The following is a 15,842-nucleotide window of genomic DNA, read 5'->3' on the forward strand; positions in this document are numbered from 1 at the left end:
CGACCCCCTAGATCTACCCTATTGCCCGAGCGGCGGCCGCGACAGTTGTTTATATGAGACAGGCTAGCGCGCCTTCGGGGCGGCGCTGCGGCGCCCCGCGCCGCGTATGCTCGCCATCTACGCGCTGCTGTGCGCCTTGCTTGCGCTCCTCTACTGGAAGATGCCGCAAGGCTTCCTGCCCACCGAAGACGAAGGCCAGTTGCAGGTGATGATCCAGTTGCCGGCCGGCGCGACCCAGGCGCGCACGTTCGATGCGGTCAAGCGCGTGGAGGCGATCCTGCGCGCGCACGAGGCCGTGGGCAACGTGACGAGCGTGGTGGGCTGGAGCTTCGCGGGCAGCGGGCAAAACGTGGCGATGGCGTTCGTCGAACTGAAGCCGTGGGGCCACCGTCATGAGGATGCCGAAACGTTGCGCGATGCGCTGAACAGCCAGTTCGGCGGGTTCCTCGACGCCGATGTGGAGGCGCAACTGCCGCCGCCGGTGCCGGGTATCGGCCACTCGGAAGGCTTCACCTACCGGCTCGAAGACCGCGGCGGCCTGGGCATGGAGGGCCTCAAGGCCGCGCGCGACCAGTTGATCGACGCGGCCGGCAAGAGCCGCGTGGTGACGGGCGTGCATTCGGAAGACCTGCCCGACGCGCCGCGCGTGGAGCTCGACATCGACCGCAACCGGGCGTACGCCTACGGCGTGCCGTTCGACCGCATCGCCGACGTGCTCGGCAGCACGTTCGGCTCGAATTATGTCGACGATTTTCCGGCGGGCGGGCGCATGCGCCGCGTGATCGTCGAGGCCGACGCGGCCACGCGCATGAGCGATAGCCAGTTGCTCGATCTACCCGTGCAGAACACGGCGGGCGGCACGGTGGCGATGTCGTCGATCGCCTCGACGCACTGGACCGTCGGTCCCGTGATCCTGAGCCGCTACAACGGCTATCCGTCGGTCGACGTGACGGGGCGCGCCGCGTCGGGCCACAGCTCGGGCGAGGCGATGGCGGAGATGGAGAGGCTCGCGCTCGCGCTGCCTGTGAGCGTCTCGGGCGAATGGACCGACACCGCATTCGAGGAGGCCGAGGCCGCGCGGCAGACGCCGCTCCTGATCGGCCTCTCGCTGCTGGCGGTGTTCATGGTGCTGGCCGCGCTCTACGAAAGCTGGATCACGCCGTTTTCGGTGCTGCTCGTTGTGCCGCTCGGAGCGATTGGCGCCGTATCGGCCATGTTGCTGCGCGGGTTGCCCAACGACATTTACTTCAAGGTGGGCATGGTGACGGTGATCGGTCTCGCCGCGAAGAACGCGATTCTGATCGTGCAGGCCGCGAACGTGCGTCGTGTGCGCGGCATGCCGCTCGGCGCGGCCGTGGTGGGGGCGAGCGCCGAGCGCCTGCGGCCCATCGTGATGACCTCGGCGGCGTTCCTGCTCGGCGTGTTGCCGCTCGTGCTCTCGCGCGGCGGCGGCGCGGAGAGCCGGCATTCGATCGGCACCGGCGTGTTCGGCGGCGTGATCGCGGCCACGGTGCTGGGGCTCGTGTTCACGCCGGTGCTCTATTTCGCGGTGGCAAGGCGCGCACGCGGCAGTCGCGCGCCGGCCACGGCGCAACACGAGCACGGCGTGCGCGTGCCGCAGACAGTGGAAGACGACGAGCCGGAGCTACGCTAAGTGGCCTGAGGGCTTCCGGGAATGGAGGGCCCCGCTGTCGTCCGGCGGGAGCCCAATGTCCGTTTTAGAAGAGGCGCGGCGTGCCTACCCACACGAGCACGGTTTCCTGTTCGGAGGTATTGGTCCACGCGTGCGGCACCGTCGACTCATAGTGCGCGCTGTCGCCCACACCCAGCACGAACGACTGCCCTTCGAGCGTGAGCGTCACCTCGCCGGAGAGCACGTGCAGGAACTCTTCACCCGCGTGCGTGGTGACTTCGCTCGGACGGTCGCCGGGCGGCATGCGCACGAGAATCGCTTCGAGCTGGCGTCCGCCGGAAGGGTTCGTGAGGCGTGCGTAGAGATCGGTGGAATCGGCGAAGCCGAAGAACTTGAGATCCTGGCCCCGGCACACGCAGCCCGCTTCGGTGGGCGTATCCACGAAGTAGCTGACCGGCACGCCGAGCGCTTTGGCGATGCTCACCAGCGAAGTGATCGAGGGGCTTGCGAGATCGCGCTCTACCTGCGAAAGAAACGGTTTGGAGAGCTGGGCCGCCGTAGCGATGTCGTCCAGGGTGCGGCCCTGTCGCTGGCGCAGCCCGCGAATCTTGCTGCCTACGGAGACGACGTTTTGTGATTCGACGGCTTTCGAAACCATGACGAAATGTAATTGTCAGATGAATACGTTTTAATCTGGAGACGCTCTGGCTTAATGGCGCTTCATTCGTGTTTCATTCGCGCCTCTTTGATTTCCCCGTCGTCATATCCGGTTATCCCCTGGTGGCCACTAATGCCGGTATGCGGTGGTAAATCATCCGATAACGTCTTTGATTTGCGGGCGCTCCCCAAAAGTTTAATTGTATTTCTCGCAGCGTGGGTGCGTGTACGAGGTGGGAAGGGCTCCGGCTCGCCGGGGGTTCTGGCCCGTTGCGTGCCGTGCGGGATGCATGGCTGGTAAGCCTGCACGTTGCGAGCATAGCATTAATTGTCCTTACGAAAAATCACCAATAAATTCAGCCGCGTGTTTTGGCCCGGCGTAATTCAAGCGTATTCGCCATGGCAAACGTTTCGCTTATGCGAGGCGCGGCTGGAATCGCTCGCGGCGCAAGGCGGGTGCGTTACGCCGCTTGCGTCATGCGAGCTTTGCGTATGCCGCCGCAGTGCCGGGTAATCTCGATACAGGTATTGGCACTACCACCCAACTCCCTGTTTTTTATCGCTTTTTCCCGTGTTGGGCCTGCGTGGGGCGGGTATCGCGTGGCATAATCGGCTCACACCGTATTGCCCGTAGTCACTCATTCCCCGCATATCATGGCAAAGACGCTCTACGACAAACTGTGGGACTCGCATGTGGTCCACACGGAAGAAGACGGCACGACGCTCCTCTACATCGACCGTCATCTGCTGCACGAAGTCACCAGCCCGCAGGCCTTCGAGGGTCTGAAGCTGCACGCGCGCCCGGTCTGGCGCATCAGTGCGAACCTGGCGGTCTCCGACCATAACGTGCCCACCACCGACCGCAGCCACGGCATTGCGGATCCGGTCTCGAAGCTCCAGGTCGATACGCTCGACGCGAACTGCGATTCCTATGGAATCACGCAGTTCAAGATGACCGACCAGCGCCAGGGCATCGTCCACATCGTCGGCCCCGAGCAGGGCGCGACGCTGCCGGGCATGACCATCGTGTGCGGCGACTCGCACACGTCCACGCACGGCGCGTTCGGCGCGCTCGCGCACGGTATCGGCACGTCGGAAGTCGAGCACGTGCTCGCCACGCAAACGCTGCTGCAAAAGAAGAGCAAGAACCTGCTCGTGAAGGTGGAAGGGCAGTTGCCGCGCGGCTGCACCGCGAAGGACATCGTGCTCGCCATCATCGGCAAGATCGGCACGGCGGGCGGTACGGGCTACGCCATGGAGTTCGGCGGCTCGATGATCCGCGGCCTCACCATGGAAGGCCGCATGACCGTCTGCAACATGGCGATCGAAGCCGGCGCGCGCGCGGGCATGGTCGCCGTGGACGACACCACGGTCGACTACCTGAAGGGCCGTCCGTTCTCGCCGCAAGGCGCGGAGTGGGACCAGGCCGTCGAATACTGGAAGACCTTCCGTTCCGACGAAGGCGCGCATTTCGACCGCGTGGTCGAGCTGACCGTTGCCGACATCGTTCCGCAGGTCACGTGGGGCACCTCGCCCGAAATGGTCACCTCGGTCGACGGCCGCGTGCCCGATCCCGAGCGGGAGAAGGATCCGGTTAAGCGCGACGCGATGGAGCGCGCGCTGCAATACATGGCGCTCGATCCGAACACGCCGATCGAGTCGATCAAGCCGGACAAGATCTTCATCGGCTCGTGCACGAACGCGCGCATCGAAGACCTGCGCTCGGCCGCTTACGTCGTGAAGAAGCTTGGCCGCCGCGTAGCGCCGAACATTCGCCTCGCCATGGTGGTGCCGGGATCGGGTCTCGTGAAGGCGCAGGCCGAACGCGAAGGGCTCGACAAGGTGTTCGTCGACGCAGGTTTCGAATGGCGCGAGCCGGGCTGCTCGATGTGTCTCGCGATGAACGCCGACCGCCTCGAACCGGGCGAGCGCTGCGCGTCCACCTCGAACCGCAACTTCGAAGGGCGTCAGGGCGCGGGTGGCCGCACCCATCTCGTGAGCCCGGCGATGGCGGCGGCAGCCGCCATCGAAGGCCATTTCGTCGACATTCGCAAGCTGGGCTAAGCGGAGCAAAGCTATGAAGGCAGGCATTTTCTGGCGTCGCACCGCGCTTCTTTCGCTCGTGGGCCTGCTGCTCGCGCTGACGGGCTGCAACACGGTGGCGGGCTTCGGCCAGGACATCACCGACTCGTCGCGCGCGGTGCAGCACGCGCTGTAAGCGCGCTGCGTCTTACCGACGTACCCTGCATCCTTCTGGATTACGGATCATGGAAAAATTCATCGTACACACCGGCGTCGTGGCGCCGCTCGATCGCGAGAACGTGGACACGGACGCGATCATTCCGAAGCAGTTCCTCAAGTCGATCAAGCGCACGGGCTTCGGTCCCAACGCCTTCGACGAATGGCGCTACCTCGACCACGGCGAGCCGGGCCAGGACAATTCGAAGCGCCCGCTCAATCCCGACTTCGTGCTGAACCAGCCGCGCTATCAGGGCGCTTCGGTGCTGCTCGCACGCAAGAACTTCGGCTGCGGCAGCTCGCGCGAGCACGCCCCCTGGGCGCTGCAGCAATACGGCTTTCGCGCGATCATCGCGCCGAGCTTCGCCGACATCTTCTACAACAACTGCTTCAAGAACGGCCTGTTGCCGGTCGTGCTCACCGAGCAGCAGGTGGATCATCTGTTCAACGAAACGGTTGCGTTCAACGGCTTTCAACTGACGATCGACCTCGACAAGCAGGTCGTGCGCACGACCGACGGCGCGGCGGAATATCCGTTCGAGGTGGCCGCGTTCCGCCGCTACTGCCTGCTGAACGGCTTCGACGACATCGGCCTCACGTTGCGCCACGCCGACAAGATCCGCCTGTACGAAGCCGAGCGCATTGCGCGCCAGCCGTGGCTGAGCAACCGCGTGCTCTGAGCGCGAGCCGGACGGCTTGCGCGCATCCGCGTATAGCCGAACCTGCAGCGCAATAACAGCGAAACAACAGCGAAACCCGCGAGGAATCCCAGGATGAAGATTGCAGTGCTGCCGGGCGACGGAATCGGCCCCGAGATCGTGAAAGAAGCCGTCAAGGTGCTGAATGCGCTTGGCGAAAAGTTCGAGATGGAAGAAGCGCCCGTTGGCGGCGCGGGCTACGAGGCGAGCGGCCATCCGCTGCCTGAAGCCACGCTCGCGCTGGCGAAGTCGGCCGACGCGATCCTGTTCGGCGCCGTGGGCGACTGGAAGTACGACTCGCTCGAGCGCGCGCTGCGCCCCGAACAGGCCATCCTGGGTTTGCGCAAGCATCTGGAACTGTTCGCGAACTTCCGTCCGGCGATCTGCTATCCGCAGCTTACGGGCGCCTCGTCGCTGAAGCCCGAGATCGTCTCCGGTCTCGACATTCTGATCGTGCGCGAACTGAACGGCGACATCTACTTCGGCCAGCCGCGCGGCACGCGCGAAGCGCCGGACGGTCTCTTCAAGGGCGCGCGCGAAGGCTTCGACACGATGCGTTATTCGGAGCCCGAAGTACGACGCATCGCGCATGTGGCCTTCCAGGCGGCGCAGAAGCGCCAGAAGAAGCTCACGTCGGTGGACAAGGCCAATGTGCTCGAAACTTCGCAGTTCTGGAAGGACATCATGATCGATGTCTCGAAGGAATATCCGGAAGTCGAGCTTTCGCACATGTACGTCGACAATGCGGCCATGCAGCTCGTGAAGGCGCCGAAGGCGTTCGACGTCGTGGTGACGGGCAACGTGTTCGGCGACATTCTCTCGGACGAAGCGGCCATGCTCACGGGTTCGATCGGCATGCTGCCCTCGGCCTCGCTCGACAAGAACAACAAGGGGCTGTACGAGCCGTCGCACGGCTCGGCGCCGGACATCGCGGGCAAGGGCGTTGCGAATCCGCTCGCCACGATCCTCTCGGCCGCGATGATGCTGCGCTACTCGCTGGGCCGCGCCGGGCAGGCCGATCGCATTGAAAATGCCGTGAAGAAGGTGCTCGAACAGGGCTATCGCACGGGCGACATCCTCACGCCGGGTTGCCGGCAGGTGGGTACGGCGGCGATGGGCGACGCCGTGGTCGCGGCGCTGTAAAGACGGTTTTCGTGTATATTGTGGCGATGGCGACGATCCCCCAGATCACCTCTGTTTCGAAAATCCACGGCGCAGCCCGTGCGATTTCGCTTGCCATCGCCACAAAAGCGACCACGAAAACGACGATTATCAAAACGATCACCATTCGTTGATCGCTCGTCGTGCCCGCTCATCTTCCCCGCGCGGCCACGCCGGGCGAGCGAAGCGGGGAAGTGTCCATTTCAAGGGTAAGTCATGAATGTAGGTCTCGTAGGTTGGCGCGGCATGGTCGGCAGCGTGCTGATGCAGCGCATGCAGGAAGAACGTGATTTCGACCTGATCGAGCCGGTGTTTTTCAGCACCAGCAACGCAGGCGGCGCGGCGCCGTCGAACGCCCGAAACGAGACGAAGCTCAAGGACGCGAACAGCGTCGATGAGCTCAGGAAGTGCGACGTCATCATCACCTGCCAGGGCGGCGACTACACCAACGAGGTGTATCCGAAGCTGCGCGCGGCGGGCTGGAAGGGCTACTGGATCGACGCGGCTTCGGCGCTGCGCATGAAGGACGACGCCGTCATCATCCTCGACCCGGTGAACCTCGACGTCATCAAGGACGCGCTCGTCAAGGGCCAGAAGGACTTCATCGGCGGCAACTGCACCGTGAGCCTCATGCTGATGGCGCTGGGCGGCCTGTTCCGCGAGAACCTCGTCGACTGGATGACGGCCATGACGTATCAGGCCGCATCGGGCGCGGGCGCGCAGAACATGCGCGAACTGCTCGCGCAGATGGGCACGCTCAATGGCGCGGTGGCGGCGGATCTCGCGAATCCTTCGTCGGCGATTCTCGACATCGACCGCAAGGTACTCGCCGCGATGAACAGCGACGCCATGCCGACGCAGCATTTCGGCGTGCCGCTCGCGGGCTCGCTGATTCCGTGGATCGACAAGGATCTCGGCAACGGCATGTCGAAGGAAGAGTGGAAGGGCGGCGCCGAAACCAACAAGATTCTCGGCAAGCCGGCCATGGGCGAGCCGGGATCGATCCCCGTGGACGGTCTGTGCGTGCGGATCGGCGCGATGCGCTGCCACTCGCAGGCGCTCACGATCAAGCTCACGAAGGACGTGCCGCTCGACGAGATCGACGGCATCCTCGCTTCGGCCAACGACTGGGTCAAGGTCGTGCCGAACCAGCGCGAAGCGTCGATGCGCGATCTGTCGCCGGCCGTGGTGACGGGCACGCTCACGGTGCCGGTGGGCCGTCTGCGCAAGCTCGCGATGGGTGGCGAGTATCTGTCGGCCTTCACAGTGGGCGATCAACTGCTGTGGGGTGCCGCCGAACCGCTGCGTCGCATGCTGCGCATTCTGCTCGACAAGTGAATCATTTAAACTACGCGGCTAATGACGCGTAGAGACGATGAAAAGCGCCGCGCCAGTCGCGGCGCTTTTTTATTTGGCACGTCCCGCAGTTCGCTTCCGTATCTGATTCATCGACAACCGCGCGAGCGGTATGCCAGGGCACCTGATGATCGTTCGATTTGATTCTGTTCCCGCAGCCATGGGGCGGCGGGCAGCAAGCGTCGCCATGGCGGCGGCTTTCCTTGCGCTGAGCGGCGTCGCCAGCGCGCAAGGCGGTGCGGCGGCCACGGCCGCTTCGGCGTCTTCCGCATCGGCCCCGGCCGCACCTCAGCCGGCCGCACCGATTGTCGGCCAGTATTCGGTCCATCCGGGGCAATCCCTGCACGACATCGCCATCGATCTCACGCAGTCGCATGACAAAAGTCTGCTTGCCAACGTGAGCCAGGCGCTGTTCGATGCCAATCCCACCGCATTCGCGAAGCACGACCCGAGCCGTTTGAAGATCGGCGCCGTGCTGAACGTGCCCGGCGTGCCGGGCGTCGTGGCGGGGGCTTCCGGCGTGACGGCCGCGTCTGCGCCTGCGCCCGTGGCGGCGGCTTCGGCCCCGGCGGCTGGTGCGGGTGCGAATGCGCCCGCGAGTATGTCCACGGGTGTGCCCACTGCGGCGTCTGCGGCGAGCGCGCCGGCACAGGCTGCGTCGCAAGGCGCGTCTGCCGCCGTGGTGACGGGCGCCAGCGTTGCGGCGGCCGCGCCAGCGAGTGCCGTGTCCGCGGCCTCCATGCCGGCGATGGCAGCCAGTGCGGCGACCGCCGCGAGCGGTGCGAGTGCCCCTGGCGTCGCGGCATCGGGCGCGTCGGCTGGCGCTGCCGCAAACCTGGCTAGTCCGGCGAGCGATACCCATGTCTGGAGCGGCTCGGTCGTCGCCGTGCCCGCTGCCAGCGCGGCGTTCGCCCAAGGGGCGTCGTCGGCGCGGATGTCGGTTCCGCTGTCGAGTCTGCAGCAACTGCTGGAACTCAAGAACCGCGTGCTCATGGCGCTGCAGAAGCATGGCATCGGCAAGCCGGTTCAGGCCGTAGGCGCGAGCGGTGCCATATCCGCGAGCGGGGCTGTCGCTCCCGGAGCGAACCGTCCCGCGCCGGGTGCGGCGAGTCCGGCCGCGAGCACGGCGCAGCCGGATCTGTCGCCCGTGGCCTTGGGCATCGCGGCGGTCATTGGCGCTGCGCTCCTCGCGCTGATTCTTCGTTTGTTGATACGCAAGCGCAAGAAGCCCGTTGTGGCCGATGCAGCGCCGTTGGACGTGCCCGAAGCGCCAGTCGCGAATGAGGCCGCCGAGCTGCCTGTACTGGAGACGCCGCTACACGAGGTATCCGCTGCCTCCGTTGTGCCGCGCGCGCCGGAGGCCGCTACGGCCGTATCGTCGGCCGAAGCTCCGCAGCATGACGAAACGCCCGACCACGCAACCGATGCCGCGCGCCTTCCGGCTGCGGCGGATCTGGACGGCGAAGCGCGTGCGCCGGCACACTTCGAAGCGTCACACGAACAGCCGGAGCAGGGCGCCCAGGCCGCGCCGCAACATGAGGAGCCAGCGGAACAAGGCCCTGCAACGCACGATGTCGAACCGGCCGAGCCGGAAACGCTCGCGGCCGCCAGCGAAGCGGCGCGCTTCGCCGCCGCGGCCGAACCAGGCGCTGCTGCGCTGTCGCCGGAGAGCCTCGTTCCTGAGCGCAACGCAGCAGGCGAAGCTGAAGAACTGGCGCGGGCCGCCGAGCCGGCATTGCCCGAAGCGGTGCCGGAACCGCATGGCGATACGGCACCCGGCGAGCCGGTTGCCGAGCCATCGCTGCCGCCGGCGGAGCCGGAAGTGCCTGCGCTGGATCTGGGCGCACCACATGCCGTGCCCGAGCCGGAACTCAGCCTGCCGCAGCACCATGAGGACACGCCGTTCCCTGAAGTCGCGCCGTTTGCCGAGCCCGTATTGCCCGCAATCGCCGCAGAAGACATGAATTACCCGGCCGTACCGCCCGAGTTCCCGCCCGATGCCGTCCACGCCCTCGGCGGTCTCGACATGCCGCTGCCTCCGCGGATCGAAGCGGGCCCTGCCGACCCGTTCGCGGCACACGCGCCGCTCTCGACGGAGCCGGTGAACTCGCCCGAAACGACGGCGGCGCAAGCGGTGCCGTTCGCCGAGCCGCCCGCGCCGCCGGCCGGCGAGGCCATTGAAGCGGGCACGGCAGGTCCGGGTGCGATCGCGGGCCTCGGTGCCCCGCGCTTCGGCCCGCTTACGCTCGACTTCGACCTGAACCTGCCGCCCGACTTCGCCGAGCCGCTGCCGGTCTTCACACCGGAGCAACTGGCGCGAATCGCGCGCAACAAACTCGAACTCGCGCACGAGTACATCGCGCTCGGCGATCTGGCGGGCGCCCGCTCGCTGATCAACGAGGTGATCGAGTCGAACGACTACGCCACGCGCTCCGACGCGCAGGCGTTGCTCTCGACGCTCGCGCCGCTTTCGTGACCGTAAGCGGACGAGTTCGTATGCGTATCGCGCTAGGCGTTCAATACGACGGGGCCGCGTTCTGCGGCTGGCAATCTCAGCCGCACGGCAAGACGGTGCAGGACGCGCTCGAACGCGCCCTGCGCGAGTTCGCGTGCGTGCCGCTCCCGACCGTCGTGGCGGGCCGCACCGACACGGGCGTCCACGGTCTTGGCCAGGTCCTCCATTTCGACACCGAACTCGATCGCACGCCGTTTTCGTGGGTGCGCGGCACCAACGCGTTCCTGCCCTCGACGGTCGCCGTGCAGTGGGCGCAGCCGATGCCGGAGGCGTTCCACGCGCGCTTCTCGGCGTTCGAGCGTACGTACTACTACGTGCTCTACGTGAACGCGGTGCGCTCGCCGATGCTGGCGAGCCGCGCGGGCTGGATCCATACGCCGCTCGACGTCGACGCGATGCGCGAGGCCGCCGCCCATCTGATCGGCCAGCACGATTTTTCGGCGTTCCGTTCGTCGGAGTGCCAGTCGAAGACGCCGGTCAAGCATCTCTACCAGATCGACATTCGCCCGCAGGGCGATTTCATCCATTTCCGCTTTCGCGCCAATGCGTTTCTGCACCACATGGTTCGCAACCTGATGGGCTGTCTCGTAGCGGTGGGGCGCGGGCGCTATCCGGCGGCCTGGATGGCCGAAGTGCTGGCGGGGCTCGATCGCACGAAGGCCGCGCCGACCTTCATGCCCGACGGACTGTACCTCGCCGAGGTAGGCTATCCTGACGAGTTCCAGGTGCCGGGGCCGCATACGGCGAGCTTGCCGTGGAGCGCTATCTGGGCCTGACCTCGGGGCGCAACATCGAACCGCATACCTTATCCGCCATGACTGCTGCCGATCCTTCCACGGCTCAAGCCGCCGCATCCGCCCAGCGCCGCACGCGCATCAAACTGTGCGGCCTGAGCACGCCCGAGGCGGTCGAACATGCCATCGACCTCGGTGCCGACGCGATCGGCCTCGTGTTCTATCCGAAGAGCCCGCGCTCGGTGACGGTCGCGCAGGCAGTCGAGCTCGCCCACGACATTCCGCCCTTCGTTTCGGTCGTGGGGCTCTTCGTGAACGCGACGCCGCAGTGGATCGGCGAGGTGGCGAGCAACGTCTCGCTCACGCTGCTGCAGTTCCACGGCGACGAAACGCCGGCGCAGTGCGAGGCGCTGGCGGCCGTTGCCGGTTTGCCCTGGTTGCGCGCGCTACGGGTGGCGGCCGATACTCGGCAGGCCGATTTGATAGAATCGGCAAACAGTTATTCGTCAGCCAGCGGCCTCCTGTTCGACACGCACGTCGAGGGGTACGGCGGTGGCGGGAAGGTCTTCGATTGGTCACTTATCCCCGCAGGGCTCGCGCGTCGGGCCGTTTTGAGTGGTGGCTTGAACGCGCAAAACGTCAGTGATGCGATTCGCCAGGTGCGTCCGTACGCCGTCGATGTCTCCAGTGGCATCGAGGTCCCGGGCGCAAAGGGCGTGAAGGATCACGCCCGCATGGCGGCGTTCGTGCGCGCAGTGCGCGAAGCGGACGCGGGATGAAAAACCTTGGCCGGCAAGCCCTCGCGCAACGCGAGCGCGCCCAGGGCCCAAGCGAGTGACTCATGTACAACTTACCTGATGAACGCGGCCATTTCGGCCCTTATGGTGGCGTGTTCGCTGCCGAAACCCTCATGCAGGCGATCGACGAACTGCGCGACGCCTACGAGAAGTTCAAGAACGATCCCGACTTCGTCGCCGAATATGAACGCGAGCTGAAGCATTTCGTCGGCCGTCCGTCGCCGATCTACCATGCCCAGCGCTGGAGCGAGAGGGTGGGCGGCGCGCAGATCTATCTGAAGCGCGAAGACCTGAACCACACCGGCGCCCACAAGGTGAACAACGTGATCGGCCAGGCGCTGCTCGCGAAGCGCATGGGCAAGCCGCGCGTGATCGCCGAAACGGGCGCGGGCCAGCACGGCGTGGCCACGGCCACGATCGCGGCGCGCTTCGGCATGGAGTGCGTGGTCTATATGGGCGCGGAAGACGTGCGCCGCCAGGCCGCGAACGTCTACCGCATGAAGTTGCTGGGCGCGACCGTCGTGCCTGTGGAGTCGGGCTCGCGCACGCTCAAGGACGCGCTCAACGAAGCGATGCGCGACTGGGTCACCAACGTCGAAAACACCTTCTACATCATCGGCACCGTGGCGGGTCCGCACCCGTACCCGATGATGGTGCGCGACTTCCAGCGCGTGATCGGCGACGAATGCCGCGTGCAGATGCCGGAAATGACGGGTCGCCAGCCCGACGCCGTGATCGCGTGCGTGGGCGGCGGATCGAACGCGATGGGCATCTTTTACCCGTATATCGACGACACTTCGGTGCAGTTGATCGGCGTGGAACCGGCCGGCGACGGCATGGAAACGGGCCGTCACGCCGCCTCGCTCGCGGCCGGCACGCCGGGCGTGCTGCACGGCAACCGCACCTACCTGCTGCAGGACGAGAACGGCCAGATCATCGAGACGCATTCGATTTCCGCGGGTCTCGACTATCCGGGCGTCGGTCCCGAGCACGCGTGGCTGAAGGACAGCGGCCGCGCGCAGTACGTGACGATCGACGACGAGGAAGCGCTCAAGGCGTTCCACGACTGCTGCCGGATCGAAGGCATCATTCCGGCGCTCGAATCGAGCCACGCGCTCGCGTACGCGGCGAAGCTGGCCCCGACACTGCCTAAGGACAAGATCCTGCTGGTGAACCTGTCTGGCCGGGGCGACAAGGACATGCACACGGTCGCCGAGCGATCGGGCATCCAGTTCTGAGCGCCCCGAGGTGACTCAAGCGATGCGCGACGAGTTCGACGAGCCGCAAGCCCCGGCGCCCGACAGCGATCTGACCGAAGCGGTTGCCGCAGCCACACCCTGCGCGCAGCCGCCCGAAGGCTCGCTGCCGGTCGTGCCGGACGGCATCCGGCTCCTGAACCGCGATTTTCTGACCGATGCAGCGAACCTGCCCGACGCCTCGATCGACCTGATCGTCGCCGACCCGCCCTACGGGCTCGGCAAGGACTACGGCAACGATTCCGACATGCGTTCGGGCGAGAACTTCCTCGCCTGGACGTATGAATGGCTCGAGCTGGCGATTCCGAAGCTCAAGGCCAGCGGGTCGCTCTACGTGTTCTGCACCTGGCAGTACGCGCCGGAAATCTTCGTCTTCCTCAAGTCGAAGCTCACGATGATCAACGAGATCGTCTGGGACCGGCGTGTGCCGAGCATGGGCGGCACGACGCGCCGATTCACCTCGGTGCACGACAACATCGGTTTCTTCGCGGTGTCGAAGAATTACTACTTCGACCTCGATCCCGTCCGCATCCCGTACGATGCCGTCACGAAGAAGGCGCGTTCGCGCAAGATATTCGAAGGCAGCAGGTGGCTGGAGCTCGGCTACAACCCCAAGGACGTCTGGTCCGTTTCGCGGCTGCATCGCCAGCACGCGGAGCGGGTGGATCATCCCACCCAGAAGCCTCTTGAGATCGTCGAGCGCATGGTGCTCGCGAGCTGCCCGCCGGGCGGCCGCGTGCTGGACCCGTTCATGGGCAGCGGCACCACGGCTGTCGCCTGCGCACGCCAGAAGCGCGAATTCGTCGGCTATGAAATCAACGAAAGTTACTGCGCGATCGCGCGCGAACGCGTGAGCGCGGCCGTTGCTCCGGCGACTGCCGCCTCCGCGCCCGTCGCGCCCGCAACCGCCGTGGCAGGCGCCTGATGCGCCGCCACCGTCGCCACGCGCGCGGTAACGACTGAAACAGAGGACCCTGAAATGTCCCGTATCAAGAACACGTTCGACACGTTGGCCGCCCAAGGCAGGAAAGGCCTCATCCCGTTCATGACCGCCGGCGATCCCGATCCGGCGCGCACCGTCGAATTCATGCACGCGCTCGCCGCCGGCGGCGCGGACGTGATCGAACTGGGCGTGCCGTTCTCGGACCCGATGGCCGACGGCCCGGTGATCCAGCAATCCTCGGAGCGCGCGCTGGCGAAAGGCGTCACGTTGAAGAGCGTGCTGGCCGACGTGAAGCGTTTCCGCGAAACCGACGACAAGACGCCGGTCGTGCTGATGGGCTATGCGAACCCCATCGAACGCATGGGCACCGAGGCATTCGCCGCCGCCGCGAAAGCGGCGGGCGTGGACGGCGTGCTCGTGGTGGACTATCCGCCCGAAGAATGCGTGACCTTCGCCGCGTCGATGAAATCGGCGGGCATCGATCCGATCTTCCTGCTCGCGCCCACCTCGACGGACGAACGTATTGCCGAAGTCGGCCGCGTCGCGAGCGGCTATGTCTATTACGTCTCGCTCAAGGGCGTGACGGGGGCAGCCAATCTGGACGTGGCGAGCATCGCGAGTAAAATGCCGGCCATCAAGTCGCGCGTGCCGCTGCCCGTTGGCGTGGGCTTCGGTATTCGCGACGCGCAGACCGCCGCCGCGGTTGCCGCCGTGAGCGATGCCGTCGTGATCGGCAGCCGTATCGTGCAGTTGCTGGAGCAATCGCCGCCAGATGCCGCAGCCGAAACGCTCAAGGCATTCATTGCAGGCGTCCGCGCTGCGCTGGACGGCAAGGAATAAGAGACCTGCAGGACCTGCGGTAAAATCCACTTTTCGCCATGCGCGGTCGGGGTCGGAACCCGGTTGAGATTGCCGGATTGCTCGTTTGGAGCGTTCCGTCCGCGCCGCGCATCACGAAGGTCAAGGAAGGATAATCAATGAGCTGGCTCGACAAACTGCTGCCGCCGAAGATCAAGCAAACCGATCCGAAAAGCCGCAAGAGCATTCCGGAAGGCCTGTGGATCAAGTGCCCGTCGTGCGAAGCGGTGCTGTACCGCAACGACGTCGAGGCGAACCTCCATGTTTGCCCGAAGTGCGATCACCACATGCGCATCGGCGCGCGCGAGCGTCTCGACGCGCTGCTGGATCCGGAAGGCCGCTATGAGATCGGCCAGGAGATCGTGCCGGTCGACGCGCTCAAGTTCAAGGACAGCCGCAAGTACCCGGACCGCCTGAAAGAGGCGATCGACGAAACCGGCGAAACCGACGCCATGGTCGTGATGGGCGGCGCGATCCACACGCTGCCGGTCGTGGTGGCGTGCTTCGAGTTCTCGTTCATGGGCGGCTCGATGGGCTCCGTGGTGGGCGAGCGCTTCGCGCGCGGCGCGCAGAACGCGCTTGAGCAGCAGGTTCCGTTCATCTGCTTCACGGCCTCGGGCGGCGCGCGCATGCAGGAAAGCCTGCTCTCGCTCATGCAGATGGCCAAGACCACGGCCATGCTGACCAAGCTCGCCGATGCGAAGCTGCCGTTCATCTCCGTGCTGACCGACCCGACCATGGGCGGCGTTTCGGCGAGCTTCGCGTTCCTTGGCGACGTGGTGATCGCCGAGCCGAAGGCGCTGATCGGCTTTGCCGGCCCGCGCGTGATCGAGCAGACCGTGCGCGAGAAGCTGCCGGAAGGCTTCCAGCGCTCGGAATTCCTGATGCAGAAGGGCGCGATCGACATGATCGTGGACCGCCGCAAGCTGCGCGAAGAGATCGCACAACTCATCGCCATCTTGTCGCGCCAGCCCGCGGACGCGGTGGCCTGACGCG

General features: G+C 65.8%; 14 protein-coding genes and 1 pseudogene. 14 read left to right on the forward strand and 1 reads right to left on the reverse strand.

What is annotated here, in order from left to right; genetic code table 11:
- Positions 1-85: 85 nt before the first annotated feature.
- A pseudogene (locus tag V8683_RS11225) lies at positions 86-1,654 on the forward strand (efflux RND transporter permease subunit); the annotation flags it as partial.
- Positions 1,655-1,718: 64 nt separating this feature from the next.
- Here V8683_RS11225 and V8683_RS11230 read toward each other — a convergent pair.
- Positions 1,719-2,291: a cupin domain-containing protein gene (locus tag V8683_RS11230; RefSeq protein ID WP_411191698.1), complete on the reverse strand. Its 573-nt coding sequence runs from the start codon at positions 2,289-2,291 to the stop codon at positions 1,719-1,721.
- A gap of 653 nt (positions 2,292-2,944) precedes the next feature.
- Between V8683_RS11230 and leuC the strand changes: the two genes are divergently transcribed.
- The 13 genes from leuC to accD all read left to right on the forward strand — a co-directional run bounded on the left by leuC (position 2,945) and on the right by accD (position 15,838).
- On the forward strand, positions 2,945-4,354 hold the full coding sequence (leuC, locus tag V8683_RS11235; protein WP_411191697.1) for a 3-isopropylmalate dehydratase large subunit: 1,410 nt from the start codon (positions 2,945-2,947) through the stop codon (positions 4,352-4,354).
- A gap of 13 nt (positions 4,355-4,367) precedes the next feature.
- Entirely contained in the window at positions 4,368-4,508 is a 141-nt protein-coding gene (locus V8683_RS11240) for a hypothetical protein (protein ID WP_411191696.1), read from the forward strand.
- A gap of 49 nt (positions 4,509-4,557) precedes the next feature.
- On the forward strand, positions 4,558-5,208 hold the full coding sequence (gene leuD / locus V8683_RS11245; RefSeq protein WP_411191695.1) for a 3-isopropylmalate dehydratase small subunit: 651 nt from the start codon (positions 4,558-4,560) through the stop codon (positions 5,206-5,208).
- A gap of 93 nt (positions 5,209-5,301) precedes the next feature.
- Positions 5,302-6,369 carry a 3-isopropylmalate dehydrogenase gene (gene leuB, locus V8683_RS11250; protein WP_411191694.1) on the forward strand — a complete coding sequence of 356 codons (1,068 nt, stop codon included), beginning with the start codon at positions 5,302-5,304 and terminating at the stop codon, positions 6,367-6,369.
- A gap of 26 nt (positions 6,370-6,395) precedes the next feature.
- Positions 6,396-6,521, forward strand: coding sequence for a hypothetical protein (locus V8683_RS11255; RefSeq protein WP_411191693.1), 126 nt, complete (start codon positions 6,396-6,398; stop codon positions 6,519-6,521).
- An 82-nt stretch (positions 6,522-6,603) separates the two neighbouring features.
- Positions 6,604-7,725 (forward strand): aspartate-semialdehyde dehydrogenase, encoded by a 1,122-nt coding sequence (asd, locus tag V8683_RS11260; RefSeq protein ID WP_411191692.1) that lies wholly within the window; start codon positions 6,604-6,606, stop codon positions 7,723-7,725.
- 205 nt (positions 7,726-7,930) lie between these two features.
- Positions 7,931-10,219 carry a FimV/HubP family polar landmark protein gene (locus V8683_RS11265; RefSeq protein ID WP_411191691.1) on the forward strand — a complete coding sequence of 763 codons (2,289 nt, stop codon included), beginning with the start codon at positions 7,931-7,933 and terminating at the stop codon, positions 10,217-10,219.
- A gap of 20 nt (positions 10,220-10,239) precedes the next feature.
- Positions 10,240-11,034 (forward strand): tRNA pseudouridine(38-40) synthase TruA, encoded by a 795-nt coding sequence (gene truA / locus V8683_RS11270; protein ID WP_411191690.1) that lies wholly within the window; start codon positions 10,240-10,242, stop codon positions 11,032-11,034.
- Between the two features lie 38 nt (positions 11,035-11,072).
- The gene (locus V8683_RS11275; protein ID WP_411192525.1) at positions 11,073-11,771 is read left to right on the forward strand and encodes a phosphoribosylanthranilate isomerase; all 699 of its coding nucleotides are present in this window, start codon (positions 11,073-11,075) and stop codon (positions 11,769-11,771) included.
- A 62-nt stretch (positions 11,772-11,833) separates the two neighbouring features.
- Positions 11,834-13,027: a tryptophan synthase subunit beta gene (trpB, locus tag V8683_RS11280; RefSeq protein WP_411191689.1), complete on the forward strand. Its 1,194-nt coding sequence runs from the start codon at positions 11,834-11,836 to the stop codon at positions 13,025-13,027.
- Between the two features lie 22 nt (positions 13,028-13,049).
- On the forward strand, positions 13,050-13,970 hold the full coding sequence (locus V8683_RS11285; RefSeq protein ID WP_411191688.1) for a DNA-methyltransferase: 921 nt from the start codon (positions 13,050-13,052) through the stop codon (positions 13,968-13,970).
- Positions 13,971-14,024: 54 nt separating this feature from the next.
- Positions 14,025-14,828, forward strand: a complete 804-nt coding sequence (gene trpA, locus V8683_RS11290; protein ID WP_411191687.1) for a tryptophan synthase subunit alpha — start codon at positions 14,025-14,027, stop codon at positions 14,826-14,828.
- Positions 14,829-14,965: 137 nt separating this feature from the next.
- Positions 14,966-15,838 carry an acetyl-CoA carboxylase, carboxyltransferase subunit beta gene (gene accD, locus V8683_RS11295; RefSeq protein WP_027797819.1) on the forward strand — a complete coding sequence of 291 codons (873 nt, stop codon included), beginning with the start codon at positions 14,966-14,968 and terminating at the stop codon, positions 15,836-15,838.
- Positions 15,839-15,842 lie beyond the last annotated feature (4 nt).

This window comes from Paraburkholderia sp. AV2 (genome assembly GCF_054968425.1).

Bases quoted from the DNA above. Each gene is read 5' to 3' on its own strand.
- V8683_RS11230 (WP_411191698.1), bottom strand. From the start codon at position 2,291: ATGGTTTCGAAAGCCGTCGAATCACAAAACGTCGTCTCCGTAGGCAGC.
- leuC (WP_411191697.1), top strand. From the start codon at position 2,945: ATGGCAAAGACGCTCTACGACAAACTGTGGGACTCGCATGTGGTCCAC.
- V8683_RS11240 (WP_411191696.1), top strand. From the start codon at position 4,368: ATGAAGGCAGGCATTTTCTGGCGTCGCACCGCGCTTCTTTCGCTCGTG.
- leuD (WP_411191695.1), top strand. From the start codon at position 4,558: ATGGAAAAATTCATCGTACACACCGGCGTCGTGGCGCCGCTCGATCGC.
- leuB (WP_411191694.1), top strand. From the start codon at position 5,302: ATGAAGATTGCAGTGCTGCCGGGCGACGGAATCGGCCCCGAGATCGTG.
- V8683_RS11255 (WP_411191693.1), top strand. From the start codon at position 6,396: ATGGCGACGATCCCCCAGATCACCTCTGTTTCGAAAATCCACGGCGCA.
- asd (WP_411191692.1), top strand. From the start codon at position 6,604: ATGAATGTAGGTCTCGTAGGTTGGCGCGGCATGGTCGGCAGCGTGCTG.
- V8683_RS11265 (WP_411191691.1), top strand. From the start codon at position 7,931: ATGGCGGCGGCTTTCCTTGCGCTGAGCGGCGTCGCCAGCGCGCAAGGC.
- truA (WP_411191690.1), top strand. From the start codon at position 10,240: ATGCGTATCGCGCTAGGCGTTCAATACGACGGGGCCGCGTTCTGCGGC.
- V8683_RS11275 (WP_411192525.1), top strand. From the start codon at position 11,073: ATGACTGCTGCCGATCCTTCCACGGCTCAAGCCGCCGCATCCGCCCAG.
- trpB (WP_411191689.1), top strand. From the start codon at position 11,834: ATGTACAACTTACCTGATGAACGCGGCCATTTCGGCCCTTATGGTGGC.
- V8683_RS11285 (WP_411191688.1), top strand. From the start codon at position 13,050: ATGCGCGACGAGTTCGACGAGCCGCAAGCCCCGGCGCCCGACAGCGAT.
- trpA (WP_411191687.1), top strand. From the start codon at position 14,025: ATGTCCCGTATCAAGAACACGTTCGACACGTTGGCCGCCCAAGGCAGG.
- accD (WP_027797819.1), top strand. From the start codon at position 14,966: ATGAGCTGGCTCGACAAACTGCTGCCGCCGAAGATCAAGCAAACCGAT.